Origin of the sequence: Methylomonas sp. MS20 (assembly GCF_050275925.1) — a bacterium.
Taxonomy (GTDB): domain Bacteria; phylum Pseudomonadota; class Gammaproteobacteria; order Methylococcales; family Methylomonadaceae; genus Methylomonas; species Methylomonas koyamae_A.
The window spans coordinates 940,456-965,273 of record NZ_CP189962.1 but is presented as its reverse complement, the minus strand read 5'-3'; the positions used below and the strand labels follow the sequence as shown (position 1 = coordinate 965,273).

Here is a 24,818-nt window from a genome sequence, read left to right as displayed (position 1 = left end):
AAGATCGCAAACAACGGGAGTCCGGGCCGCTTCGCCCGGACCACTCACGCGGACTTCCCTGACCATCCTAGACCCAGCAAAGCGGAAGCGAATAGATAAATGACGGACGGAATGGGAACAGCCGTGGGCGTCAATAAAAACGCGTGGGATTCATGTTGCGGATTGAAACCCGAACCCACAATTTGTCCCCGATCATTAATAGCCAAGGCTGTGACCAAATTCCAACCGGAATTGGCCGCGATTAGGCGGTTTAAGTCGGTCATGACGCCATTATCGTAAATAAAGGCATGCTCTTCCAAATCGCCGGTGGTGAACACATTACCGACGATTTGCCCGCTATCGTTGATGTCGTTGGCAACACTACCGATACCATACAGACTACCCAGGTCGTTCATGACGCCACTGTCGTATAGGAAGGCGTGCCCATAAAGTTCGCCGGGTACACTCGCGTAGCCTACCACTTGCCCTCTGCCGTTAATGCCTGTGCCGCCACTGGTGGGACCACCTAACGTACCCAGATCAGTCATCGTGGCGTTGTCGTACGCAAACGCATGTATTTCGCCGTTCGCGGTTTGAGCCCAACCAACGACTTGCCCGCTGTCGTTGATGTCGCTTGCTTCGCTCGAAGTTCCGCCCAAGGCGCCCAAATCGGTCATCACGCCGTCACTGTAAATAAACGCATGCTGGGCCTCGTCCAATGCATTGGACCAGCCTACCACTTGCGCCGCATTGTTGATGGCCAAAGCCAAACTATTCGTGCCGCCCAAGGTGCCGAATTCGGTGATTCCATTACCACTGTAGAGAAAGCCGCGAGAAGCCGTCATCGTCACATGGTTATCGCCAACGATTTGCCCGCTATCGTTAATACCGGTGGCGGCGCTGCCAAAATTGCCCGAGGCGCCTATATCGCTGATAACGCCGTTTCGAAACAAAAAAGCGCGATTAGTTCGATCGGCCGTCCGGGAATGACCCGCCACTTGACCGCTGTTATTGATGGCCGTGGCGGAACTACTAGTGCCACCCAGCGTACCTAGGTCCGTAACAGTGTATGTAGCCGCTTGAACGGGCGTGGATTGCAGCGAAAGCCCAAGCAACAAAGTCAGTAGAGTCTTAGCGTTTTGCATAGTGTTACTCCTACGCGTTTTTGAAAACAAAAACAGCGGCGTCACTTAAGAAAAACGTTCCGCCCTTAATAGCGAGAACGCCGTCAGATGAACTACAACTAACTGAAAAAATTGGAATATTTGGAAGCTTGACGATCGGTTGGTGACTCCAAAAAACAACAAAACTCGAATTTCGGTGACTCAAGCCAAGCCGTATACCTAACGGCTAGGAATTGTAGTTCAAGCTATAGGACAAATTGAGCGATTTCACAAACTCCAACTCGAAACGTTCACCTATCTCAGGTTTCCAACGCCCGGATCGGCGCAATATCAGACCGTTCCGCAGCTATTCGAACCTTAAGCGTCGGCGGCTACTCAAGCGAAAAATTTAAGCAGTTCAAACCAAACTCGACACACCGCGCCTATCGATTCGCCCGCCAGTCCGGCCGCTGCCGGACTCAAACCAACGTCCCATCCACTATCCTGACTTGCCTTCCGGCCCGCGCGCCCAGATTGGGATCGTGGGTGATGACGACCAGCGTGACGCCCTGCCGATTCAGGTTTTCCAGCAGTTCGACGATTTCCAGGCCGGACTGGCTGTCCAGGTTGCCGGTCGGCTCGTCGGCCAACAGAATAGCCGGGCGCATGATCATGGCTCTGGCGATGGCGATACGCTGCAACTGGCCGCCGGATAACTGGTTGGGCTTGTGCGCGGCACGGTCGGCCAAACTCACCGAGGCCAGCGCCTCGCCGACCCGTTCCCGGCGTTGCTTGGCCGGAATGCCGGCCAGGATCATCGGCATTTCGACATTTTCGGCGGCGGTCAGGCGCGGGATCAGATGAAAAAACTGAAACACGAAGCCGATGTTATCGCGCCGGGTTCGCGCCAGTTCGTCATCGCTGAGTTGGGTGACATCCCGGCCGTTCAGCCAGTAGCTTCCGGCGCTGGGCTGATCCAGCAGGGCAATAATGTTCAGCAAGGTCGATTTGCCGGAGCCGGACGGCCCCATCACCGACAAGTAATCGCCGCGCGCCACGTGCAAATCGATGCCGCGCAAGGCTTGCACGGTTTGTTCGCCGACCTGGAATTGCCGGCCGATGCCGCTCAGCCGTATCACTCGACGACCTTGACCCGCGCGCCGGCCTTAACGCCTTCCTTACCCAGCGACACGACTACTCGCTCGCCGGCTTGCAGGCCATCCAGCACTTCGGTATAGCTCCAGTTGGACAAACCGGGTTTGAAGCCGCGCTCGCGCAAGATGCCGTCGGCATCTATCGTCAACACCCGGTTATTTTCCAGAATGGCTTCGGCCGGCAGGCGTAGCGCGCTTTCCTTACGGTTCAGCAACACCTCGATATCGGCGCTGTAACCGGGCATCAGTTCGGCCAGATCTTTCGGGTCTTTCATGGTGACTTCGACTTCGACGGTGCGGGCTTGCTTTTCCTTTTCCAACACATAGGGCGCGATGCGGCTGACCACGCCCGAGCAGCGCTTGTCCGGAAAAGCGTCCAACGACACGCAAGCGGTCATGCCGGTCTTCAGCGCGGCGGCATCGACCTCGTCGATCGGCGCCGACACGATCAAACAACTCAAGTCCAGCAAATCGATCGGCGGCAAGGTTGGAATGCCGGGCGGCGACGGCGTGACGAATTCGCCGAGCTCGGCATTGACTTCGGCGACGGTGCCGTCGAAAGGCGCCTTGACCAAGGTGCGTTGGATGGCGGCCTCGGCGACGCCGAGCTGGGCTTGCGCCACATCGACCGCCCGTTGCGCGGCCTTGCAGCCGGCCCGCTGGGCTTTGCCGCCGGTCACCGATTTGTCGACTTGTTCCTCGGAAACAATTTGGTCGCGCCGCCCCAAGCGGCTGATCCGGGCCGCTTCGCGCTCGGCGCCGCCGGCCAGTTGGCAGGCTTGCTCGGCGGCGGCAAGGTTGGCAGCGATTTGGGCCTGCTGCAACGCGGCCTGGGCGTGTAAATCCTGGTTCCAGACTTCCAGCAATACCTGGCCTTGCCGAACCTTATCGCCTTCCCGCACGTGCAGCTTGGCGACCTGACCGCCGGTGGCCGGCGCCAGATAGGCGCGCCGGCAGGCCTTGACCGTGCCGACCCGAGTGTTGGCGACCGTGGCGCGCACCTCGCCCTCGGCCAATGTATAGACTTCGACATCGATCGGCGCCGGCTTGCGGTTGGCCAGCCAAATCGCGCCAGCCACGGCCAGCAAGGTCGCGGCGATCGGAATTTTGTATTTCATCTTTAAGAACCGCTGGGAAATGGCCGTCTAGCCTACCTCGGCACAGACTATTTGCCCAGCGCCAAGACTAAGCAACCGACTGAGCCGGCGGCTCACTGGGCCAGCAAGCGCCCAGCCAGCCGGGCGCCTGCGGTATCGACGCGCCCGGCGTAACTGAAAATGGGCAATCCGGCGAACAGTTTGTCGCCGTCGCGGCGCATCGCGGCCTTGGCGTTGGCGTAATCCTGCTGCCAGCGCGGCGCGAATTCGTTGCTGTCCTGGGCGGTCTCGCCGGCGCCGCCGGCCAGAAACAGTTCGCGAAGGCCGGCGCCGGGATTGACGAAGGCCGCCAGTTGCGCGGCTTGCCAGCGCGACTTTTCGGCGCCGCGCTGCCAATCCAACGGACTGAGCGATTGCCGGGCGCAAGCGTCCTTCATCCGCGTCAACAGGCTTTCCGAGCTGGCGGCCAAAAACAGACTACCGCCGGCGCATTCGGCGCTGAGATCGGGATTTTTCAGATATTGGACGTAGGCGGCGCTGGCTTGCGGTTGGCCCGGATTGGCGACGATCACGCCGACCGCGCCGGCCGGACTATCGGCATTGAAGTCCCAGATCAGCGCGATGCCGGCCGGCTCGGGACTTGGCGGCGCCGTTGCCGGCCCGTCGGTCGCCAAGCCGCGCCAGTCGTCCAGTGTCCAGGTCGGCGGCAGTGCCAGGCTGGCGGCGACGCCGGCGAACGCGTCGTGCGGCATGCTGGCCAGCACGCCTTCGAACAATTGGCCGTGCAAGCGGGTTTGCCAAAGCGCCGGCGGCAATTGCAACACGCCGAGTTCGCCTTCGGTCAGCGCGAAATCCCAACGCAACGGATATTCGGCCGCGCCGACGAACACCGGCAGCAAATGCCCGACGAAGGCTTCGGCGCGCAGGGTTAGGCTCAACGGCGCGGCGCCGGCTTGGGTTTGCGGCGCGACGCTATCGATCACGTTCAGAAGAGCTTCCAAGCCTTGCGCGAGATACACCCTGCCCTGATATTCGGTAAAAAACAGCTTTTGTGGGCCAATCCGGGTTTCCAAGATAGGCTGGGGCAACTTGCCGACCCGATAGCCGCTGGCCGCCAACAAGCCGGCCAGCGCCGGCATGGCCCGGTCGCTGTAGCGGCTGGCGCTACGCCGATAACTCAGCACCCAGCCCTGGCTGGCATGAGCCATGTCGTAATGCAATTCGGCGTCGGCGCCGAGCGCGTCGCGTAGCAGTTGTTGCAGAAACTCGCCTTGCAAGCCATCCAGGTTGAGCTGCTCGGCCCTCACCTTCAGGCTTTGCAGCAATCCGAAAAACAAGCCATGCACGAAGCGGTCGTCGGCCAAGGCTTGCAGTCGCGGCTGGCGGTCCCACCAATTCAAGAAGGCCGCGCCGTCGTTGAAACGCAGGGTCAGCGCCACCGGATGTTTCTTGACGTACCACGCGGCCCGGCGCGGGCAATCGCCGGCGCGCGGCACGCTGGCATCGACGGCGGTCGCTGAGGCGATATCGCCGCCGCTCAAGGCCGGACAGCGTTCGTCGCCTTCCGGCGCCGGCTCGCCGTTGGCCACCCGCGAACCCTCGGCCACCAACACGTTGCCGTCGGCGTCGGTCAATTGCACGGCCAAATCCAGCATCGGTAACCCGGCTCTGGTCAATTGCCCCAGCGGTTTTTCGGTCAACTGCCGGTAAGCGACGACGCCGGCCGTCACGACCAGGGCTGCGGCGGCGGCCATCGCGGTCAGGCGTTTTGCGGGCGTAAGCGGTTCCATTCGTACACTCCTAGAAAATACGGATTCTCCGGCCGGGGTATCCAGACCGGATCGGGCGATTCCAACAATTCGGCGATTCTGACCACCCGCACCTGCCCGTCGGCACCCAGGGCACCGTTATGGTAGACGGCCAGATCCTCGGCGCGGCCGGCGGCAAACAGCATCAAATGATAGGGCTCGTCGTTAATCAAGGGCTTTTGATAGACCAGTAAATCGCCGTTTCGCGCCGCCGCCAGGTCGCGGGATTTCAGCCGAAAGTTGTAGCCGATCAACGTCTCGGCGTCGGCGAAATGGCCGTAGCGCGGCAAACCGTTCCCGATGCCGGTTTGCCAGATTTGCGGATAAGCGGGCAGCACCTGCCTGGCCTGCTCCGATACCGGCGGTAAATTCAGCTTGGCCGGCACGCCCAATTTGGCGGTGCGAGCGGCGTCGCGCGGTTCCAGCGCGGTGCGGTAGGCAAAGCGCACCAGGCCGGCGCAATCGCGTTGCTTGGTTTCCCACAGGGGGCTGAATTTACGGGCTTGCAGCAGAGCCACGTCGGTAACGACCTGACGCAACGCCTGTTCGTCTTGCGGCGGCAGGTAACCCAGCTCCGCGCCGCCACTGTCCTCGCCTTCGCGTTTGGGTTCGTGCTTGATGTAGTCGCGCACCTCGGCGGGCATGTCGCGCTCGGCGTCCTGGCCCGGCACGTAGATTTTCGCCGGCCGGCGATTGCCTTGAATCACCACGTAGGCCAGGGTTTGGGTTTCGCCTGGCCGGGCCAGCGGCTTTTGCACCCGACGCCGGCTTTCGCTGGGCAAACCTTCGTCGAGAATAATGTCCAAATTCGCCAGAGTATGCTGCACCGCACCGCCCGGCCAGTAATTGGTGTCGATGCGGAACACCCCGACCGGCGGGGCCGGATGGACGTACAGATAAGGCCCGTAACCGGCCTGGTCGAAATTGTCGCCATTCTGGTTCAGAAAGAAGATACCGCCGCTGGTCGAGTTGGTATCGGCCCAATAAACGTGGGTATTGTCGGGCTCGTAGATATGCAAATCGGTGTAAACACCGTCGCTGTCGCTGGTCAGCACCACTTTCAACGGAATCGGCGCGATCACCGCGTCCACCGTCGTCGAGGCTTTAGCGACGCCGGCGGCGTTGGCGCATTCGGCGATCACGGTGTTCTTGCCCTTGGCGGCCGGGAAGGCACGGGCGAAACCGCCGTTGACGTTGCGCACGTAGTAGCGCACGCCGTTGATGTTGACCACCACCGGGTCGGCGGCCGGATCGGAACAAGTGCCTTCCACCTTGATCTGCAAGCCGCTGGTCCAACCGCCGGCCGGTTGGCTCAACGTCAGCGTCGGCGGCTGGCTGGCATCGGTCGGCAAGGGCCGTTGCTGGCCGCGCCGGGCCAGAATGTCGGAATCGTCGCTGGGCGTGGCTTGCGCGGCGGCGGCAAACGCCAGCGCTAGCCATGGCGCCCCCCAGCGGCGCCGGCCTTTGAACCTAGAAATGTGCCGCATATTAGCCTCCGGCCGGAATTGATCTAAACGTTCGAAATGTAGCAACGATTCGGTCTAACGGCAAATCCAAGCTTGAGACCGGCAAATCCGCCGTTGCAATTCCTTGCTACAATGCCGGCCGAATTGTGCAACCGGTTGGGAACATCATGCGCTTATTATTGGTGGAAGACGATGCAATCTTGGGTGACGGCATCAAGGCCGGGCTGACACTGGAAGGCTACGCGGTCGATTGGCTGACCGACGGCGCCCAGGCCGACGAAGCGCTGAAATTGAACCACTACGATTTGATCGTGCTGGACCTGAATCTGCCGCGCATGGACGGCATGACGGTCCTGAAAAACCTGCGCCGCCGCAAGGACGGCACGCCGGTGTTGCTGTTGACCGCCCGCGACGGCGTGGCCGAACGAGTGGCCGGGCTGGACAACGGCGCGGACGATTATGTCGCCAAGCCCTTCGATCTGGCCGAAATCTGCGCCCGACTGCGGGCCTTGGCGCGCCGCCACGAAGGCCACGCCCAACCGTTGATCGAGCACAAGGGCGTCACCATCGATCCGGCCGCGCATCAGGTGTTTTTCCAAGGTAAGCCGGTCGATCTGGCGCAAAAGGAATTCGAGGTGCTCAGCTATTTGCTCGGCCATCTCGGCCAGGTGATTTCCCGCGCCCGCCTGGAAGAAGCGCTGTACGCCTGGGGCTCGGAAGTCGAGAGCAACGCTGTCGAAGTCCACATTCACCATTTGCGCAAAAAGCTGGACGCTGGCCTGATCCGCACGATACGCGGCGTCGGTTACATCGTCGATCACGACTGATGACCCAACGCTGGCGGCTGGCGCCGCGCTCGCTGAAAAAGCAACTGCTGTTCTCGCTGCTGTCGGCCCTGCTGCTGGGCTGGAGCGTCAGCGCCTATCTGAATTACCAACGCACCCGCGACGAAATCGCCGAATTGTTCAACGCCGAGCTGGCGCAATCGGCGCGGGTGGTGCAGGCCTTCGTCGACAACATGCTGCGGCTGCGCGCGCTGACCAAATTGTGGGAGCGCGAGAAAACCCCGGAATTGTTCGACACCCCTATCCTCGGCCACAAATACGAACGCAAGATTGCCTTCCAACTGCGTTCGATCAAGGACGGTCTGGTATTGCGCTCGGAAAGCGCGCCGGAATTCGCGCTGTCGCTGACCCGCAACGGCTACAGCGAAACGGTACTGGACGGTCAGCTCTGGCACGTGTTCAGTTTGAGCAGCGAGAACGGCGATTACGTGATCCACGTCGGCCAGCGCGACGACATCCGCCGGCAACTGGTCGAAAGCATCGCCGGCCAGCAAATCATCGGCGTGCTGATTGCTCTGCCGGTACTGGGCTTGGTGATTTGGCTGATCGTCAGCCGCACCTTGCGGCCGATCAACCGGCTGAAGGACGAACTGGCCAGCCGCGAGGCCGACTTCCTGCAACCGCTGGCCTTGGACGCCTTGCCCGAGGAAATGCTGCCGGTGGTCAATCAGCTCAACGCCTTGCTGGCGATGCTGGAACAGGCCTTCGTTAACGAACGTAATTTCACCTCCGACGCCTCGCACGAACTGCGCACGCCGTTGGCCGGCCTGCAAACCCAACTGCAAGTGGCGCAAAAAGCCGTCGATCCGGCCATGCGCGACCAAGCCATCGCCAAGGCCCAACAGGCCGTGCTGCGGATGACGCATTTGGTTCAGCAATTGTTGACGCTGGCGCGGGTGCAACACCATAACGCCGGGATCGATTTGCAAAGCGTGGACATTCATCAAGTGCTGGCCGACACGCTGGCCGATCTGGAACCGTTAGCCCGCGCCAAGCAAATCGATCTGGAATTGCGCGGCGACGCCAAATTGGCGGTCACGGCCAATCCGCAATTGTTGCAAATCCTGCTGCGCAATCTGCTGGACAACGCCATCAAATACACCCCGGCCGGCGGCGCGGTGCTGGCGTCCTGCCGGCTCGAAGCCGGCCGAGTCGCGGTCTGCGTCGACGACACCGGCCCCGGCGTCGCCGACGCCGAACTGGCGCGCCTGACCCAGCGTTTCTACCGCTGCGTCGAAACCGCCCAATCCGCCGAAGGCAGCGGCCTAGGCCTGTCCATCGTCCAGCGCATCGTCGCGCTGCACAGCGCCGACATCGCTTTCGGCCGCTCGCCGATGGGCGGCTTGCAGGCGCGGTTGATACTGAATCGGATCGTTTAAGGTATTCCGGACAACTAGGCTATTCGTTGACCGCAATCCTGGGCGGGCCGCATAGAACACTACGAACGACGAACCTGAAACCGCCGTGCTTTCCTGTTTGGAGGGTTGGTGGAGATTGGAGGGGAGTGATCGTTGATGTCTATCGTTTGAGCCAAAAAGGTACGCGGTGCGTACCCTTGGCTGGAATTTAGCGTTCCAAAACGAACCGAGCATTCAGTTCCCGCAGAAACTGAAACGTGTCCAGGCACGGCACGCCGAATTGGCGGCAAATGTTGGGAACTTTGACTTTCTTGGTATTGGGTGCCAGCAACGCTTCGTGGGTGACTACTGTCGCACCCAGGGTTTTGGCTTTAGCGATGAGCCAGGGATCGGCTTTGGCTAAGAAGTTGTCGCGGTTACCCGAGTTATAGTCGCCGGCTGCGACACTTTGGACAATTTCGGAAAACATCGCCTGGGTTTCGGTGTCGTCGTTGTCGATAAAATGTTCTGGGCGGGCCTTGGCCCAAGCGGCCAGTTCGTCGTCACCGTCTTTGAGTTCCTTGCCTATCATCTGAACGCTGGCGACCAAACCCAGTTGAAACTGATGATCCAGCCAATCCCAATAAGCCGGGCAGATGTCCATGCCGTAATAGAAATTCTTGGCTTGAATGTAGGTATTTGAGTCCAGAAGATATTTCAAACGCCCAACTCCTTGGCAAAAGTGGCGATTTTGTCGGGTTTGATGCCGCCCAACAACTGGCTGGCTTCACGGAGTAACAATTGGCCGCTGAGAGCCTCGCTAACGACCGCACGGGAAAAACGCTGGCTAATTTGGGCTTTTTTGGTGCGGTAATAACCGGGGCCACCACCTTCGTCGTTCCGATCTTGATACGCCGCTTGCTGAGCGTTGATGTAACGCTGGTATTCGTCCGGTGTGATGAAATTTAGCGTCAGCGCGCGACGCGCCAATGCCCAGGTGCTGACGTGAAAATGCGCTTCCAAAGTCGGTAAATTAAACTGCCAATTTTTCTGACCCTGCTGCCATAGGGGTTGAAATTCAGTAGCCGGGACTAAAAACTCGGCGGCGACGGCGTTACAAAGAACCTCTTCTTCTCGGTGGGTTTGCGTGCTAGCGTCGGAAATGCCGGACTGGCCGATCCAGATATGGCACAGTTCGTGGACCAGGGTAAACAGCCGTGCACCCAAGGCATCGGCTTGGTTGACGAATATGATCGGCGCATAGTCGTCAGCGATTGCAAAACCGCGAAACTCTTCGACACGTAACGGCCGCGTGTAGTGGCCTAAATCACTTTGGCGCATCACTAAAACCCCGACAGACTCGATACGGTTAACCAAATCGCGGTAATAGTCTTCCCAACTGCCGCGTTGCGGATGAATGCCGACACCAAGCGCGGTGCGCATGTCGTGGACGATGGTGGTTACCCCATCTTTGACGGCAAAGCGGCCAACAATAGGATTTGGACCGACAAAATGTTGTTGCAGGTAATCTTTGTACCATTCCTGGCGCTGTTGCATCAGCTTGATAAGGTCGAGCAATTCGGCGCTGAATTTGCGGTTTGCTTGGCCTTCGACGGTTCTTAAATCGGGAATCGGCAATTCGTCGATTGGCGGCTGGACCAGAAACAAATAGCCGAACGGGATATGTGCTTTTTCAGCGTAAGTCATAGCCTGCTTGAAAGTCAAAGGCCGATGGCCGGATTCCCATTCGCTGAGCTTGTCTGGGCTGACACCGCATTTCCGCGCAAATTCAGGCACGGCAATGCCGGAGCGCTCGCGCGCCCAGGTCAGCATGGTCGTGTTGATGTTGGCGGTGGTCATAGGCCTATTTTTTCTTCTAAAAATTAGGTTATTAAAACATTTCTAAAAAATTGTCGACACCGCATATCGAGATTCGTTTTGTATGGATGTCGCTTACCGAAACGGCGAGATCGGTAGGCGTGATTCTAGGCAATAGTTTCTACCTTAGTAGAAGCGCGGGCGGGGAAGTCGGCAGTTTCAAAAAAGTGACTGGCCATGCGGTCGGATCGTTTTTAAAATGACCAGCCTGCCCCGCGTCGAGCGGCTTGGAAGCGCGATATGCTGCTGCGTCCGGATTTCGCGGCAAACCGAATCATCGTCAGACCGGCCTCCTCTATCCCGCTAGTGCTGCAGCGAAGTCATGCGAAAACTTCCCCGGTTGTACAGTCTAAAAGACGATTGGCCGGCTATCCCTTCCTCGGTGGACATTGTCTCGGTCGAAACCCACAAAAGCGCCGCTCGACCCCATCCCCGCTCTTCGGATATTCAGCTTTGCCCGCCAATGTGGTCTAATCAGCGCCCCATTCCATTTCCGGAAGTACCACCGATGCCGCTCGGCCGATTGTTCCGCACCGCCGCCCTGTTGAGCGCCGCCGTCTTGACGGCCTGCGACAACGCATCCGAGCGCGATGCCGGCGGTGTCGCGAACGTGATAGGCACGGCGCCGGAACCGGTGCAAATCGTCGATTTCGCGGCATTGGGCTTGCAGGGACTGCGGAGTTTCGACGTGCAGGCCAACGGCGCTAAAGTGCATGCGGCGTTTATCGCCGACGGCGGCGATCCGCGCCAGCCCTACATCGGTTATCTGCATTCGGAAGACGGCGGCCGGCATTGGTCGGCGCCGGTGGCGCTGGCCGGGCAATTTCAGCGGCCGGTGGAATCGAAAACCGGCAACGATATTCAAGTGGCCGCCAGCGGCGACAATGTAGTTCTGGTTTGGCAAGTCAGCGGCGAGATTCCAGGCATGGGCCCGCTGTTCGTGGCACGTTCGGCCGACGGCGGCCAAAGCTGGCAAGCCGGCGCCAACCCGACCGGCAGCGACGTCGACCAATCCCACCACGATCTGGCGGCCGACGCGGCCGGCCGTTTTCATCTGGTCTGGCTGGACGACCGCGACGAGAACGGTTATCAGGGCGTGCGCTACGCCCGCTCCGACGACACCGGCTTGCATTGGCAAGCCGCGCAAAGCGTGGACGACAGCAGTTGTTCGTGTTGCTGGAACCGGATCGCGGCGGCGCCGGACGGCAAGATCGACATTCTGTACCGCGACATGGAGCCGCGCGACATGGCGCTGGCGCAATCCACCGATGCCGGCATCAGCTGGCAACGCAGTGCCGCGGTCGGCGGCTTCGGCTGGAAATTCGACGGCTGTCCGCACAACGGCGGCAGCCTGGCCTACGCCGACGACGCCAGCCGGCACGCGCTGGTGTGGACCGGCGCGGACCAACAGATCGGCCTGTATCATTTGCAGTCGGCCGACGGCGGCGCGAGCTGGAGCGCGCCGCATCGGCTGGGCAACGGCATGAGTCCGTTCCACGCCGATCTGGCCGCCGGCGCGGAGCGCTTGCTCGCGGTTTGGGACGCGCTGGGACCGGCGGGCTCGAAAGTGTATCTGGCCGAGTCCGCCGACCACGGCACGAGTTGGACGCCGGGCCGCTTGCTGTCGGCGCCGGCCGCCTCGGCCGGTTTTCCGCGCATCGTCGCAACCGGCCAGGGCTGGCTGGCATTGTGGTACGAGCAACAACCGGGTTCCGCCAAACAATGGCGGGCCGCGTTGATTCATTAGATTTTTGTCATTCGAGAGGTAGTCATGCCCAAGTCGCACATTACAACAATAATAAAGGCCGGCCTGGTGGCGACGGCACTGTTGAGCCCGTTGTCGGCGCTCGCGCACGCCATCCTGGTGAAGTCGCAACCGGCCAAGGACGAGGAAGTCAAGGAAGCGCCGAAACAAGTGGATTTGTGGTTCAACGATCCGGTCCGTAGCGAATACAAAGCCTTGGCGGTCATCGACGCCGCCGGCAAGCGCGTCGATAATCACGACGTCGAACAAAGCCTGACCGACGGCTCCCATATTCACGCCACGGTCGCCAACTTGGCGCCGGGCAAGTACACGGTCCGCTATCGGGTGGTGTCGGAAGATACGCACATCGTCACCGGCAAATTCGATTTCACCGTGAAACCATAATTCCCAGGCAAGCCCATGACCCGTTTTTCCTTTTCCTTGACAGCCGCGCTGCTGGCCGCGCTGCCGCTATTGAGCGGCTGCGATAAACTCGGCTTCGGCGCCAAACAATCCAACGCCTTGGGCAATCGCCCCGATCTGGATTGCATCATCGCCAACGACTTTTACGCGGTGCATTTCAGTGCTTATATCCAGCCGGAAAAAACCGATAACGCCGCCGACGCCAAAGCCGCCTTCGTGCCGTTTTGTCAGCAAATCCCCCGCGCCGGCAAGATGTTTTTCACCGCCGATTTGATCGACCGCGACATCCGCGCTACCCCGATCGGCGTGAAACTGGTTGAAGTCGAAAAGACCGGCCAACAGCCGCCGAACGATATCCGCGAGATCCGTACCGTCGCCGAGTTTCCGGCCAAACTCTATCCGCGCGGCGCCGTCGAGGCACAGGCCGATGTCGATAAAACCGGCGACTACGTGCTGTACTTTTTAATCGGCGATGCGATCGAGGAAGACGACAAATTTCGGGTGCCGCTGGAAGTCGGCGTGGCGCCGGCCGGCGCCCAACCGCCGCTGGTGCTGATCGGCGGCAGCGTTGGCGGATTATTGTTGGCCGGATTTGGCGTGTGGTTTTTTCTACGCAAGCGCAAACCGAGCCCGCCATCCGAAGGCCAGGAGAATTAACGCGATGCGTCAGCTAAACCTATGTTTTCAGCCGGCATGGCTGATTCGCACCCTACTAGTCTGCTGGCTGTTGACGCAATCCGCCTGGGTTGCCGCCCACCCGCCGGGTTTAAGTTCGGTCGACGTCGTGGTCAAACCCGACGGCGTCATCGCCAAGGTGACGTTCGCGCTACAAGACATCGAGGCCTTCTCGCCGATGGACAGCGATCTGGACGCCGAAGTCAGCGACGCCGAGCGCGAGGCGGCCAAACCCGCCGTCGCCAAATTATTGGCCGATCAATTTCGACTTCTGGACGGCAATGCCGTGCTGGCGCCCAGCGAACCGGGCCGGGTCGATTACGACGAGCAAAACAACGCCCACGTCGAGTTCCATTTCGGACCGCTAAGCTCGGGCCGACTGACGCTGCAATCCGCGTTTCTGGCTTCGCTGCCGGACGGTCATCAGCAATACCTGACGGTCAAGGACGGCAACGGCAAAACCTTGGCGGAAAAAATGTTGGGTAAAAACGACGCCAGCCTGAGCGTCGAGTTGACGGCCGGCGCGGCGCAAGCCGGCGGTGGCGCTTGGCTGACGGCCTTCGCCGACTTTTTTAAGCTGGGCGTCGAACACATTCTGACCGGTTATGATCACTTGCTGTTTTTGTTTGCATTGCTGGCGGTCACCCACAATTTCTGGCCGGCGCTGAAAATCATCACCTTCTTCACGATCGCCCATTCGATCACGTTAGCGCTGGCCGGCTTGAACTTGGTCGAGCTGCCGAGCAGCTTCGTCGAACCCTTCATCGCCGCGACGATTATTTATGTCAGCGCCGAGAATCTGATACGCGGCGACCATCCCAAGGGCCGCGAATGGCTCACTTTCGGCTTCGGCCTCGTTCACGGCTTCGGTTTTGCCAGCGTGTTGCGGGAAATGGAGATTTCCAGCAGCGATACCGGCATCTTGTTGCCGCTGCTGTCGTTCAACCTAGGCATCGAGACCGGCCAGATCGCGGTCGCCGCGATCGTGTTACCGATCATCTGGTGGTTGAATAATCAAATCGCGATCGCCGACAGATTTTTGAAAAGCTGTTCGGCGGCGGTGTGCATGATGGGCGCTTACTGGTTGTTGGAACGTACGGTTTTATAGCGCCGAAAGGGACGGCGGGCAGACGCGGCGCCCGCCGTCGTCCCCGGACACTTCGGCCGGTTTTCCGGGTTGACGGCCAAGCCGAATACACCGCAAACTAGGCGATCGCGCGGGCGCCTGGATTGGGCCTTCGCCCATCGGACAGGAGCTTAAGCCCAGTGATTAAAAAAATCGAGGTCGGCGATCTGCGGCCTGGCATGTACGTCCACGATTTGAACCGCGACTGGTCCGAGCATCCGTTCTTGCGCAACCGGTTTAAGCTGGCGTCGGCGCAAGATGTCGAAAAAATCGCCGATTTGGGCTTGCGTTACGTATACATCGACACCGACAAAGGCGACGACTTGGCGCCAAGTGGCGACTCGAACCAATTCACGCCGGCTCAGACCAGCGAAATCCATCGCAGCGCCGCTATCGAGCCTATCGTGGCGGCGGTGCCGATCGCGGAAGAACTGCGCCAAGCCCGCCACGTCTACCACGAAGCCCATTCCATAGTGCGCGACATGTTACAGGATTGCCGATTGGGCAAGCAGGTGGCGCTGGAACAAGCCCGCCCAGTGGTCACGGCGATTACCGAGTCGATTTTCCGCAATCCGGATGCCTTGGTCAGCTTGTTGCGCTTGAAGCGCGCCGATCAATACACGTTCCAACATTCGGTCGCGGTCGGCACATTGCTCATCAGTTTTTGCCGGGCGCTGAACATCGAGCGGGCCGAAATCGAATTGGCAGGCATGGGCGGACTGTTACACGACATCGGCAAGATGCGGATTCCACAGGAGCTACTGAACAAAGCCGGCAAATTGACGAGCGCCGAATTCGAAATCGTCAAGGGCCATGTCGAGGCCGGCCGCGGTCTATTGGAAAACACTTTCGGCATCTCGCCGATATCGATCAGCGTCGCGGCCGAACACCACGAACGTTACGACGGCAGCGGCTACCCGCTGGGCTTGATCGGCGAGCAAATCAGCCGCTTCGGTCAGATGGCGGCCATCGTCGACGTATACGACGCTTTGACTTCGAACCGGGTCTACCACAACGGTACCGAACCGACCGCCGTGCTGAAAACCTTGCTGGAGGGCGGCGGCAGCCATTTCAATACCCGTTTGGTGCACCAGTTCATCCGCACGGTCGGCATCTACCCGGTGGGCACCCTGGTCAAATTGGAGAGCGACGAGTTGGCCGTGGTAGTCGAGCAACATCGCGAAGACTTGCTGCATCCCAAGGTCAGGACCATATTCGATGCCAGACAACGGCGTTTTATCAAACCGCGCGACTACGATTTGGCGAAGCCGAGTTGTAACCGGCGGATATTAAGTTTTGAAATGCCGGGCCGGTGGCGGATAGAACCGACGGCTTATTTGCGGCAATAGCGGCGGAGGGCAAAAAAGGAGCGGAGCGAGCCGGCCTGTGAGGACACCGCCCGCCCCGCGTTTAGCGATTATGCGTCGTAGTTGGCGCTGGCGAATTCCCAGTTGACCAAGGCCCAGAACGCTTCCAGGTATTTAGGACGCAGGTTGCGGAAGTCGATGTAATAAGCGTGTTCCCAAACGTCGCAGGTCAGAATGGGAGTTTGACCTGCGGTCAACGGGCAACCGGCGTTACTGGTGCTGACCAGCTCCAAACTACCGTTGGCGTTTTTCACCAACCAAGCCCAGCCGGAACCGAAGGTGGTCACCGCGCATTTGGTGAACTCTTCCTTGAATTTGTCGAACGAACCGAAGGTGCGGTCGATCGCGTTGGCCAAACCGCCGGTCGGCGCGCCGCCGCCGTTCGGCGACAGGCTGTTCCAATAGAAGGTGTGATTCCAAATTTGGGCCGCATTGTTGAAGATGCCGCCGGAGGATTTTTTGACGATTTCTTCCAGCGTCAGACCTTCGAACTCGGTGCCGGGTACCAGATTGTTCAGATTGGTCACGTAGGTTTGGTGGTGTTTGCCGTAGTGATACTCGATGGTTTCCACGGAAATATGCGGCGCCAAAGCGTCTTTTGCGTACGGTAATGCAGGTAATTCAAAAGCCATCTTCTTTCTCCAGAGTGATTGAACAGCAGCAACTTATTAGGCTCCGGAAGTACCTTCGCCTAATTACCCAGCATTATAATAAAGAATTATCACAGATCACCATCTAATCGCAGGGGAATAGGCATGGCGCTTGAGATTGAGCATAAATTTTTGTTGGCGAACGACGATTGGCGAGCGGAAGTCGAGCATTCGGTGTCCTACCGGCAAGGCTATTTGAGCGGCAGTCCGCTCAGTTCGGTGCGGGTACGCGTCTCGGACACTCAAGCCTGGCTAAACATCAAAAGCGCGACGATAGGCACCCATCGCCACGAATTCGAATACGAAATTCCGCTGGCCGACGCCAACACGCTATTGGATGAGTTGTGCCACAAACCGTTAGTCGAGAAAACCCGCCATTTCGTGCGCCGTAATCCGCACCTGTGGGAAATCGACGAATTCATCGGCGACAACCAAGGGCTGATCGTCGCCGAAATCGAGCTGTCGCAAATTGGCGAATCCTTTGAAAAACCGGCGTGGCTAGGCCAGGAAGTCACCGATGATTTGCGCTATTACAACAACAATTTGTCGCAAAAACCGTTCAAGGATTGGGATAAATAACAATAATTTAACCAACACATTGAAATGGTGTTTGAAATGCACTATAGTCAATGTATGGTTAAAGCTACTATTGTTGTTTTTTTGATACTTTTTTCCTCCGCCGCGTCCGCTTCGGAGCTTTCCAGCGTGATCGCCACCCTGGAAAGCAATTGGGCCAACGCGTATTACCAGCACGACGAAGACCGTCAGAAACTGGAATATCCGCTGTTGCTAGCGCAAGCCGCCGAATTGGCGGCGCGCTATCCGAATGCCGCCGAACCCAAGATTTGGCAAGCCACGATCATGGTCACCAACGCGGCCTTTCAATCCTCGCTGACAGCGCTGTCCACGCTGGATTCGGCTAAGGCGTTACTCGAAGAAGCGATTCGCATGAACCCCAACGCGCTGGACGGCGCCGCTTACGTCACGCTCGGCACCTTGTATTACATGGTACCCGGCTGGCCGGTATCGTTCGGCGACAACCAGAAAGCCGAGCAAATGTTGAAAACCAGCCTGAGCATCAACCCTAACGGCATTGATGCCAATTATTTTTACGCCGATTACCTGCTCGACCAAGACCGTACCGCCGAAGCAGTAAGCTTTCTGCAAAAAGCGATTCAGGCACCACTGCGCAAGCAGCCCTCGTTGGCGGACCTGCGCTTGCGCGACGCCGCCAAATCGGCCCTGACCCAAGCCGAGCAAGGCCGGCAAGCCGGCGGCAAAACCAAATACCAGTCGCTGTTTGCGGACGCCAACAACCAAACCCGCTAAATCCGGCTGAAAGCAAAGCCTGAGCATGTAGAATGGGCTAAGTTTTTCAGAAGCGCGTAGCGGCAATCATGATACTCACCCGTTCCCGGCTGGCGGCAGTCTTCGTTCTGCTGCTTCCTTACTTGGTCGCTGCCGCCGACCCGCCGCCGGAAAACGTCGTTCTGCAACTCAAATGGTTCCACCAGTTCCAATTCGCCGGCTATTACGCGGCGGTGGAACAAGGCTATTACGCCGAGGAAGGCTTGCAGGTCGAAGTTCGCGAACGCTCGCCAAACCAGGATTACATTCGGCAAGTCGCCGACGGCGCGGCCGATTACGGTATCGGCGACTCCGGCATCGTCGCCGACTATGCCAACGGCAAGCCCATCGTCGCCCTGGCCGCCATCTTTCAGCACGATGCGCTGGTGCTGTTCAGCAAGCAAGCGTCCGGCATCATCAGCCCTTACGAGATGGCTGGCAAGCGCATCATGTACGACGTGGTCGGCGAAAACAACGCGCCGGTGCGGGCGCTGCTGTCGGAAGCCAATCTCAACGAGAGCCATTACGTCAAAGTCCCGGAAAGCTTCGACGACGCGGATTTGATCCAGGACCGGGTCGACGTGATGTCCGGCTATATCACCGATCGCCCTTACACCCTGCAGAAAGCCGGCATCAGCTTCAACATCATCAATCCGCAAAACTACGGCGTCGATTTCTACGGCGACCTACTGTTCACCAGCCAAACCGAATTGGCGCGCCACCCCGGTCGTGCCGAACGCTTTCGCCGCGCCAGCCTGAAAGGTTGGCAATACGCCTTGGATCATCCGGACGAAATCATCCGGCTGATCCGCTCGAAATACCGCAACGACTTGAGCGAAGCGCAACTGCGCTTCGAAGCCACCGAAACCCGCAAGCTGATCCTACCGGACAAGATCCCGCTCGGCCAGATAGAAACCGGCCGGCTGCGGCGCGTCGCCGAAATCTACGCCAGCCTGAATCTGGCCAAGCCGCTAAACGACGCCCAATTGGACGGTTTTGTATACGGCGGCGGCAACCAATCCAGCGGGCCGCAACTTTCCGCCGAAGAACGTCAATGGTTGCAGACCCATCGCCAGATCCGGCTGGGGATAGACCCTAACTTTGCCCCTTACGAGTCGATAGACGCCCAAGGCCAATACATCGGCATCGCGCCGGATTTCCTTCGTCTGGTGAGCCGCCTGCTGAATGTCGAATTCGTACCGGTTCGCGACAAAACCTGGCACGAAACCCTGGAAATGGCGCAACGCGGCGAATTGGACATGATCGCCGCCGCGGTCAAAACCCCCGAACGCGAGCACTACCTGAGTTTTACCCAAGCCTATATTTCGACGCCGACCGTCATCATCGCGCCGGAAAGCAGCGGCTACATTGGGTCGTTACAAATGCTGGCGGGCCAACGCGTCGCCGTCGAAAAAGGCTATTTCGTCCAGGAATTGCTGCGTCGCGACCACCCGACGCTGCAGCAACTGGAAGCCGCGTCGGTCGGCGAAGCGCTGAACCTGGTCGCGGAAGGCAAGGCCGACGTGTATATCGGCGACGCCGCCTCGGCCAGCCACGCTCTCGGCCGCGCCGGCCTGCTGAATTTGCGCATCGCCGGCCAAGCCGGCTACCTGAGCGAAAGCCGAATGGCGGTAAGCAAGACCAACCCGGAATTGCTGTCGGCTCTGGAAAAAGCCTTGACCACCATCAGCCACGCCGAACACGACGCCATCGTCAACCGCTGGCTGGGCCTGAAAATCGAGCAAGGCATCCGCCCGGAAACTCTGTTCAAATGGGGCTTGCCGGCCATCCTGACCTTTGCCCTGGTCGGTTATTGGCTGTATCGGCTGAACCGCGAGGTCAAGGCTCGCAAGCGCAGCCAAGCCGAATTGGCGCTGCTCTACACCAACATGTCGCTCGGATTCGCGCTGCACCAAGTGATTCGCGATGCCGCCGGCAAGATCGTCGATTACCGCTATCTCGACATCAACCCGGCCTTCGAACGCATGACCGGCATCGCCCGGCAAGAATGGCTGAACAAAACCGTCCGGCAACTGCTGCCGGACACCCACTGCCCGTGGATCGCCAGCTTCGACGACCTGGAAACCAGCGGCGAACCGCGCCATTTCGAAAACCGCGTCGAGGAAATCGGCCGCTGGTACGCGATCGACAGCTACAAGGCCGACACCGACCGTTTCGTAGTACTGGTCCAGGACATCACCGAGCGCAAACAAACCGAACTGGCGCTGACGCAGAGCGAGGAACGTTTCCGGATGAGCCAGATCTACGGCGGCATCGGCATCTGGGAAGCGGAGTTGCTGACCGGCCGGCAGTTTTGGTCCGAGATCGTCACCGGCAGCCTGGGCTTTCCGAAAACCGCGCAACACAGTTGGGGCGATTTTTTGGCGGCGGTGCATGTCGAGGACCGGCCGGCGGTGCTGGCCGCGACTCGCGCCCACCTGGAAACCGGCGCGAAATACGATGTCGAGTACCGGATCGTGGACGCCGACGGTCAAAAACGCTGGATGCGCTCGGTCGGCCAGGCCGAACGCGACAGCGAGGGCAAACCGCTACGGATGCGCGGCATCGTCCACGACATCAGCGAACGCAAGGCGGCCGAGGAAAAGCAGCGCCTGTGGGCACGGGTGTTTTCCGACGCGCACGAAGGTATCGTCATCACCGATACCGAAGCCAATATTATCGATGTCAACGCCGCCTTCACCGCCATCACCGGCTACGACCGCGCCGAAGTGCTCGGCCTGAACCCGCGCCTGCTGAAGTCGGACAAGCAGCCCGACGAGTTTTTCGCCGAGATGTGGCAGGCGTTGACCGACAACGGCCATTGGCAGGGCGAAATCTGGAACCGGCGCAAAAACGGCGACTGCTACGCCGAGCTACTGACGATTTCGGCGTTGCGCGACGACGCCGGCAAGATCGTCCATTACATCGGCCTGTTTTCCGACATTACCGATACCAAGCGCCAACAACAAGCATTGGAAGTATTGGCTCACTACGACGTTCTGACCCAGCTGCCCAACCGGGCGCTGTTCGGCGATCGCTTTGCTCAGGCCATCGCCCACAGCAAGCGCTCGGAATGCTTGCTGGCGGTCTGTTACCTGGATCTGGACGGCTTCAAACAGGTCAACGACGGCTACGGCCACGAGGCCGGCGACCAATTGCTGGTACAAGTCGCCAAGCGCATCCGTCAAAATCTGCGCGAGGGCGACACCGTGTGCCGATTGGGCGGCGACGAATTCGCGCTGCTGTTCGAAAACCTGCAATCGGTATCGCAATGCGAAGATACGTTAAAACGCATCCATCAAGCCATCGCGGAACCCTTCGAGCTGGCGGCCGGTCCGGTCCGGATCGCCGCCAGCAGCGGCGTAACGATCTATCCGCTCGACCGCGAAGAACCCGACCTTCTGCTGCGCCACGCCGATCACGCGATGTATCAGGCTAAACTGGCCGGCCGCAACTGCTACCGCCTCTACGACGAACTTGCCGAGTTGCCGGAGCGGAAGTCGGCGCCGCCGAACCGGCTGGAACTGGCGTTGCGGGAAATCGGCGCCGCGCTCGAACAAGGTCAGTTCCGCCTGTATTACCAACCCAAAGTCAATCTGGCTAGCGGCGAAGTGGTCGGCGCCGAAGCGCTAATCCGCTGGCAACATCCGGAGCGGGGCTTGCTGGCACCGGCTGAATTCCTGCCCATCGTCGAAGGTCATCCGTTGGAAATCGACATCAGCAACTGGGTAATAAGAAGCGCCTTCGCCGAATTGCAGCGCTGGCAAGACACCGGTCTCAAGCTGCAGATCAGCATCAACGTCTCGCCGCGCCATTTGCAATGGCCGCGATTCGTGCCGGAGTTGGAGCAATTGCTGGCGGCCCATCCGGGTATTTCTTCGCGGCAATTGGAACTGGAAGTGTTGGAAAGCAGCGTGCTCGACGACCTGATCTCGGTCGGCGAAGTCTTGAAGCAGTGCTATCACGAACTGGGCATCCCCTGCGTGCTGGACGACTTCGGTACCGGTTATTCGTCGCTGACCCATCTGCGGCACTTAACCATTAGCGCGGTCAAGATCGACCAAAGCTTTGTGCGCGGCATGATCGACGACCCGGACGACTTATCGATCGTCGAAAGCGTGATCGCCTTAGCCAGAGCCTTCAAGCGCGACGTAGTCGCCGAGGGCGTCGAAGACATTGAACACGGCGTGTTTCTGATCCATCTAGGCTGCCATTTGGCCCAAGGCTTCGGCATCGCCCGGCCCATGCCGGCCACGGCACTGGCCGACTGGATCCGCGATTACCGCAACTACCCGGCCTGGACCGCCAGCGCGCGGAACCCGCTGCATCCCGGTCGCGTCCAGTTGTCGCTGCTGAAATTGCAGCAACAATATTGGTTGCGCCGTCTGGAAGCCTATTTGCGCGCGCCGGCCGACAACGGCGGCTATTGGCCGACCTTGATCCAGAAAAAATCGCACATGAACAAATGGCTGGAACGCTTGGAACTGGAAACCAGCGCCGACCGCCGTTTGCTGGGCAAACTGGCGCAAGCCCAAGCCCGTCAAACCTTGCTGGCCGAACAAGTGTTGCGGGAACACCAACAGGGACGGCCCGCGCTGACCGGCGAGACCTACCAACGTTTGTTGAACGCCAACCTGGATATCATCCAGCTCTTGGAACAACTGGAGCTTTACATCTAAGCGGACTCAACCAAACTCGCGCAATCCCTCGGTCAGCTTGGCGAAATCGAAATGCTCGGCCAGACAGTCGGCCAGGCTGTCGATACCCGCCTCGCGCAAGGCCGCCAAATCCACCGCGCCGGCATCGGCGTAACCGGCCCAGGCGAGTAAGGCATCGGCCGCCGCCGGCAAATCGAACAAGCCGTGCAAATAAGTACCGGCCACCTGGCCGTCGGCCGACACGGCGCCGTCCGGGCCGGCCGCCAATTCCAACAGCGGCCGCGCCAAGCCCGGTCCGCGACTGATGCCCATATGAATTTCATAGCCGGCTACCGCCGTCTCGGTGCCTGCCAGTCGGCCAACGGTTTGGCGCAAGCATTTGTCCGGCGCCAGCTCGGTCTCGATGTCCAACAGATCCAGACCGGCCACGCTACCCGGCTCGCCCTCAATGCCGCGCGGGTCGTGTATTGCCCGGCCCAGCATTTGAAAGCCGCCGCAAATACCCAGCAGTTTGCCGCCATAGCGCAAATGGCGTTGGATGAAGGTATCCCAGCCCATCGCCCGCAAACGCATCAAGTCGCGGCACACCGCCTTACTGCCCGGCAACACCACCAAATCGGCGCCGCCGATCCGCTCGGGCGATCTGGCGAAACGCACCCGGACGCCGGGATGCAGTTGTAACGGATCGAAGTCGGTATGGTTGCTGAAGCTGGGCAGATGCGGCACGACGATGTCGAACGGCCGTGCGCCGTCGCTGCGGCCATGCCGGCTGGACAAGGCGTCCTCGGCCTCCAGGAACAAATCGGGCAAATAAGGCAACACCGCCAGTACCGGCTTGCCGGTTTCGGCTTCCAGCCAGTCCAAGCCGGGTTGAAGCAGCCCGATGTCGCCGCGAAACCGGTTGATCACGAAGCCGATGACTCGCCGCCGCTCGCTTTCGCTCAACAGCGCCAAAGTACCGACAATGTGGGCGAATACCCCGCCGCGATCGATGTCGGCGATCAAGATGACCGGACAGTCGACCGCTTCGGCGAAACCCATATTAGCGATATCGCCGGCCCGCAAATTGATTTCGGCCGGACTGCCGGCACCTTCGACGATCACCGCTTGATATTGTCCGGTCAAACGCCGCCAGGAGGCCAACACCGCCTGCATCGCCACCGTCTTGTAATCGTGATATTGCGCGGCGGACTGGTTGGCCAGTACCCGGCCGTGAATGATGACCTGAGCGCCGGTATCGGAATGGGGCTTCAGCAGCACTGGATTCATGTCGCTATGCGGCGGCAAGCCGCACGCGGCGGCCTGCACCGCCTGGGCGCGGCCGATTTCGCCGCCGTCCACCGTCACCGCGCTGTTCAAAGCCATGTTTTGCGGCTTGAACGGCGCCACCGCCACGCCCTGGCGCCGGTAGTAACGGCACAGCGCCGTCACCAGCGTGCTCTTACCGGCATCGGAAGTGGTGCCTTGCACCATCAAGGCTTTAGGGATCATCTTGCCAAGCGTTTTCCCAGACCAACGCCGACAAGGCTTGCGGCGTCGCCCAGTTTTCCAGTTCCAACATCGGCTTGGGGTAAAACTCGGCGACGTGGCCCAAACACAAAATCGCGATCGGCTTGGCGCCGGCCGGCATATTCAGCAAGGCCGCCAACGCCGCCGGATCGAATAGCGACACCCAGCCCATGCCGAGACCTTCGGCGCGGGCCGCCAACCACAGGTTTTGTATCGCGCAGGCCGCCGACGCCACATCCATTTCCGGCAGGGTGCGCCGGCCGAAGATATGCCGCTCGCGCCGATCCGGCAAGGCCACCACCAACAATTCGCCGCATTCGAGTATGCCCTCCACCTTCAGGCGCATGAATTCGTCGCGGCGTTCGGCTAGCGCCTCGGCGGTGGCGATGCGTTCCTGTTCGACCAAGGCGTGAACGCGCTGCCGCAATGTGGAATCGGTGATGCGAATAAAGCGCCAGGGTTGCATCAGACCGACGCTACCGGCTTGATGCGCGGCTTGCAGCAAGCGGGCCAGTAAGGCCGGATCGACCGGATCGGACAGAAAATGGCGCATATCGCGACGCTCGGCGATCACCCGGTAAACGCCGGCAATTTCGGCCGCACTGAAAGCCGAAGCCGCGCCGGTTTCGCCGGATTCACTAATCGGCACGGG

At 59.9% G+C, this 24,818-nt stretch carries 20 protein-coding genes; 10 read left to right on the top strand and 10 right to left on the bottom strand.

The genetic code is table 11. The annotated features are described in order from the left end of the window. Positions 1-44 precede the first annotated feature (44 nt). The 5 genes from ACQE3D_RS04260 to ACQE3D_RS04240 form a co-directional block, all read right to left on the bottom strand. Positions 45-1,124 carry a DUF3466 family protein gene (locus tag ACQE3D_RS04260; protein WP_313728983.1) on the bottom strand — a complete coding sequence of 360 codons (1,080 nt, stop codon included), beginning with the start codon at positions 1,122-1,124 and terminating at the stop codon, positions 45-47. A gap of 437 nt (positions 1,125-1,561) precedes the next feature. Then, entirely contained in the window at positions 1,562-2,221 is a 660-nt protein-coding gene (locus ACQE3D_RS04255; RefSeq protein ID WP_313728984.1) for an ABC transporter ATP-binding protein, read from the bottom strand. Next, entirely contained in the window at positions 2,218-3,354 is a 1,137-nt protein-coding gene (locus ACQE3D_RS04250; protein ID WP_313728985.1) for an efflux RND transporter periplasmic adaptor subunit, read from the bottom strand. The genes ACQE3D_RS04255 and ACQE3D_RS04250 overlap by 4 nt, the downstream gene beginning before the upstream one ends. A gap of 92 nt (positions 3,355-3,446) precedes the next feature. Further along, positions 3,447-5,123 (bottom strand): hypothetical protein, encoded by a 1,677-nt coding sequence (locus ACQE3D_RS04245; RefSeq protein WP_313728986.1) that lies wholly within the window; start codon positions 5,121-5,123, stop codon positions 3,447-3,449. Beyond that, positions 5,093-6,628, bottom strand: a complete 1,536-nt coding sequence (locus tag ACQE3D_RS04240; RefSeq protein ID WP_313728987.1) for a DUF1175 family protein — start codon at positions 6,626-6,628, stop codon at positions 5,093-5,095. Before ACQE3D_RS04240 ends, ACQE3D_RS04245 begins: the two co-directional genes overlap by 31 nt. 146 nt (positions 6,629-6,774) lie before the next feature. On the opposite strand from ACQE3D_RS04240, the gene ACQE3D_RS04235 reads away from it, so the two are divergent. Both ACQE3D_RS04235 and ACQE3D_RS04230 read left to right on the top strand, forming a co-directional pair. Continuing rightward, a complete protein-coding gene (locus tag ACQE3D_RS04235; RefSeq protein WP_313728988.1) occupies positions 6,775-7,434 on the top strand; it encodes a response regulator in 660 nt (219 codons plus the stop codon). Further along, entirely contained in the window at positions 7,434-8,831 is a 1,398-nt protein-coding gene (locus ACQE3D_RS04230; protein ID WP_313728989.1) for an ATP-binding protein, read from the top strand. The genes ACQE3D_RS04235 and ACQE3D_RS04230 overlap by 1 nt, the downstream gene beginning before the upstream one ends. 187 nt (positions 8,832-9,018) lie before the next feature. Here the strand turns inward: ACQE3D_RS04230 and ACQE3D_RS04225 are convergent, their stop codons facing one another. Next, positions 9,019-9,510 (bottom strand): DUF4411 family protein, encoded by a 492-nt coding sequence (locus tag ACQE3D_RS04225; RefSeq protein WP_313728990.1) that lies wholly within the window; start codon positions 9,508-9,510, stop codon positions 9,019-9,021. Then, positions 9,507-10,649 carry an XRE family transcriptional regulator gene (locus ACQE3D_RS04220; RefSeq protein WP_313728991.1) on the bottom strand — a complete coding sequence of 381 codons (1,143 nt, stop codon included), beginning with the start codon at positions 10,647-10,649 and terminating at the stop codon, positions 9,507-9,509. The genes ACQE3D_RS04225 and ACQE3D_RS04220 overlap by 4 nt, the downstream gene beginning before the upstream one ends. Positions 10,650-10,989: 340 nt before the next feature. On the opposite strand from ACQE3D_RS04220, the gene ACQE3D_RS04215 reads away from it, so the two are divergent. From ACQE3D_RS04215 to ACQE3D_RS04195, 5 genes are all read left to right on the top strand, one after another. Next, complete coding sequence (locus ACQE3D_RS04215) at positions 10,990-12,414, top strand: sialidase family protein (protein WP_313728992.1); 1,425 nt, start codon at positions 10,990-10,992, stop codon at positions 12,412-12,414. A gap of 24 nt (positions 12,415-12,438) precedes the next feature. Continuing rightward, positions 12,439-12,816, top strand: a complete 378-nt coding sequence (locus tag ACQE3D_RS04210) for a copper resistance CopC family protein (protein WP_168031311.1) — start codon at positions 12,439-12,441, stop codon at positions 12,814-12,816. A 15-nt stretch (positions 12,817-12,831) separates the two neighbouring features. Then, positions 12,832-13,491, top strand: a complete 660-nt coding sequence (locus ACQE3D_RS04205; RefSeq protein ID WP_064025519.1) for a hypothetical protein — start codon at positions 12,832-12,834, stop codon at positions 13,489-13,491. A 4-nt stretch (positions 13,492-13,495) separates the two neighbouring features. Then, entirely contained in the window at positions 13,496-14,617 is a 1,122-nt protein-coding gene (locus ACQE3D_RS04200) for a HupE/UreJ family protein (protein WP_313728993.1), read from the top strand. A gap of 158 nt (positions 14,618-14,775) precedes the next feature. After that, positions 14,776-15,984 carry an HD-GYP domain-containing protein gene (locus ACQE3D_RS04195; protein ID WP_071158681.1) on the top strand — a complete coding sequence of 403 codons (1,209 nt, stop codon included), beginning with the start codon at positions 14,776-14,778 and terminating at the stop codon, positions 15,982-15,984. A 68-nt stretch (positions 15,985-16,052) separates the two neighbouring features. Here ACQE3D_RS04195 and sodB read toward each other — a convergent pair whose 3' ends face one another. After that, positions 16,053-16,634: a superoxide dismutase [Fe] gene (gene sodB, locus ACQE3D_RS04190; RefSeq protein ID WP_064025524.1), complete on the bottom strand. Its 582-nt coding sequence runs from the start codon at positions 16,632-16,634 to the stop codon at positions 16,053-16,055. Between the two features lie 123 nt (positions 16,635-16,757). Between sodB and ACQE3D_RS04185 the strand changes: the two genes are divergently transcribed. The 3 genes from ACQE3D_RS04185 (at position 16,758) to ACQE3D_RS04175 (ending at position 22,678) form a co-directional block, all read left to right on the top strand. Beyond that, a complete protein-coding gene (locus tag ACQE3D_RS04185) occupies positions 16,758-17,231 on the top strand; it encodes a CYTH domain-containing protein (RefSeq protein ID WP_071158679.1) in 474 nt (157 codons plus the stop codon). Between the two features lie 126 nt (positions 17,232-17,357). Next, entirely contained in the window at positions 17,358-17,981 is a 624-nt protein-coding gene (locus ACQE3D_RS04180) for a tetratricopeptide repeat protein (protein ID WP_313728994.1), read from the top strand. A 68-nt stretch (positions 17,982-18,049) separates the two neighbouring features. Further along, positions 18,050-22,678 carry an EAL domain-containing protein gene (locus ACQE3D_RS04175; RefSeq protein ID WP_313728995.1) on the top strand — a complete coding sequence of 1,543 codons (4,629 nt, stop codon included), beginning with the start codon at positions 18,050-18,052 and terminating at the stop codon, positions 22,676-22,678. Positions 22,679-22,684: 6 nt separating this feature from the next. Here the strand turns inward: ACQE3D_RS04175 and ACQE3D_RS04170 are convergent, their stop codons facing one another. Beyond that, positions 22,685-24,148 (bottom strand): cobyric acid synthase, encoded by a 1,464-nt coding sequence (locus ACQE3D_RS04170; RefSeq protein ID WP_313728996.1) that lies wholly within the window; start codon positions 24,146-24,148, stop codon positions 22,685-22,687. Continuing rightward, positions 24,138-24,815, bottom strand: a complete 678-nt coding sequence (bluB, locus tag ACQE3D_RS04165) for a 5,6-dimethylbenzimidazole synthase (protein ID WP_313728997.1) — start codon at positions 24,813-24,815, stop codon at positions 24,138-24,140. Before bluB ends, ACQE3D_RS04170 begins: the two co-directional genes overlap by 11 nt. Between the last annotated feature and the right edge of the window lie 3 nt (positions 24,816-24,818).

What these genes read in the sequence shown, in the direction of transcription:
- ACQE3D_RS04260 (WP_313728983.1), bottom strand. Translation starts at nt 1,124, where the DNA reads ATGCAAAACGCTAAGACTCTACTGACTTTGTTGCTTGGGCTTTCGCTG.
- ACQE3D_RS04250 (WP_313728985.1), bottom strand. Translation starts at nt 3,354, where the DNA reads ATGAAATACAAAATTCCGATCGCCGCGACCTTGCTGGCCGTGGCTGGC.
- ACQE3D_RS04245 (WP_313728986.1), bottom strand. Translation starts at nt 5,123, where the DNA reads ATGGAACCGCTTACGCCCGCAAAACGCCTGACCGCGATGGCCGCCGCC.
- ACQE3D_RS04240 (WP_313728987.1), bottom strand. Translation starts at nt 6,628, where the DNA reads ATGCGGCACATTTCTAGGTTCAAAGGCCGGCGCCGCTGGGGGGCGCCA.
- ACQE3D_RS04235 (WP_313728988.1), top strand. Translation starts at nt 6,775, where the DNA reads ATGCGCTTATTATTGGTGGAAGACGATGCAATCTTGGGTGACGGCATC.
- ACQE3D_RS04230 (WP_313728989.1), top strand. Translation starts at nt 7,434, where the DNA reads ATGACCCAACGCTGGCGGCTGGCGCCGCGCTCGCTGAAAAAGCAACTG.
- ACQE3D_RS04220 (WP_313728991.1), bottom strand. Translation starts at nt 10,649, where the DNA reads ATGACCACCGCCAACATCAACACGACCATGCTGACCTGGGCGCGCGAG.
- ACQE3D_RS04215 (WP_313728992.1), top strand. Translation starts at nt 10,990, where the DNA reads ATGCGAAAACTTCCCCGGTTGTACAGTCTAAAAGACGATTGGCCGGCT.
- ACQE3D_RS04210 (WP_168031311.1), top strand. Translation starts at nt 12,439, where the DNA reads ATGCCCAAGTCGCACATTACAACAATAATAAAGGCCGGCCTGGTGGCG.
- ACQE3D_RS04205 (WP_064025519.1), top strand. Translation starts at nt 12,832, where the DNA reads ATGACCCGTTTTTCCTTTTCCTTGACAGCCGCGCTGCTGGCCGCGCTG.
- ACQE3D_RS04200 (WP_313728993.1), top strand. Translation starts at nt 13,496, where the DNA reads ATGCGTCAGCTAAACCTATGTTTTCAGCCGGCATGGCTGATTCGCACC.
- sodB (WP_064025524.1), bottom strand. Translation starts at nt 16,634, where the DNA reads ATGGCTTTTGAATTACCTGCATTACCGTACGCAAAAGACGCTTTGGCG.
- ACQE3D_RS04185 (WP_071158679.1), top strand. Translation starts at nt 16,758, where the DNA reads ATGGCGCTTGAGATTGAGCATAAATTTTTGTTGGCGAACGACGATTGG.
- ACQE3D_RS04175 (WP_313728995.1), top strand. Translation starts at nt 18,050, where the DNA reads ATGATACTCACCCGTTCCCGGCTGGCGGCAGTCTTCGTTCTGCTGCTT.
- ACQE3D_RS04170 (WP_313728996.1), bottom strand. Translation starts at nt 24,148, where the DNA reads ATGATCCCTAAAGCCTTGATGGTGCAAGGCACCACTTCCGATGCCGGT.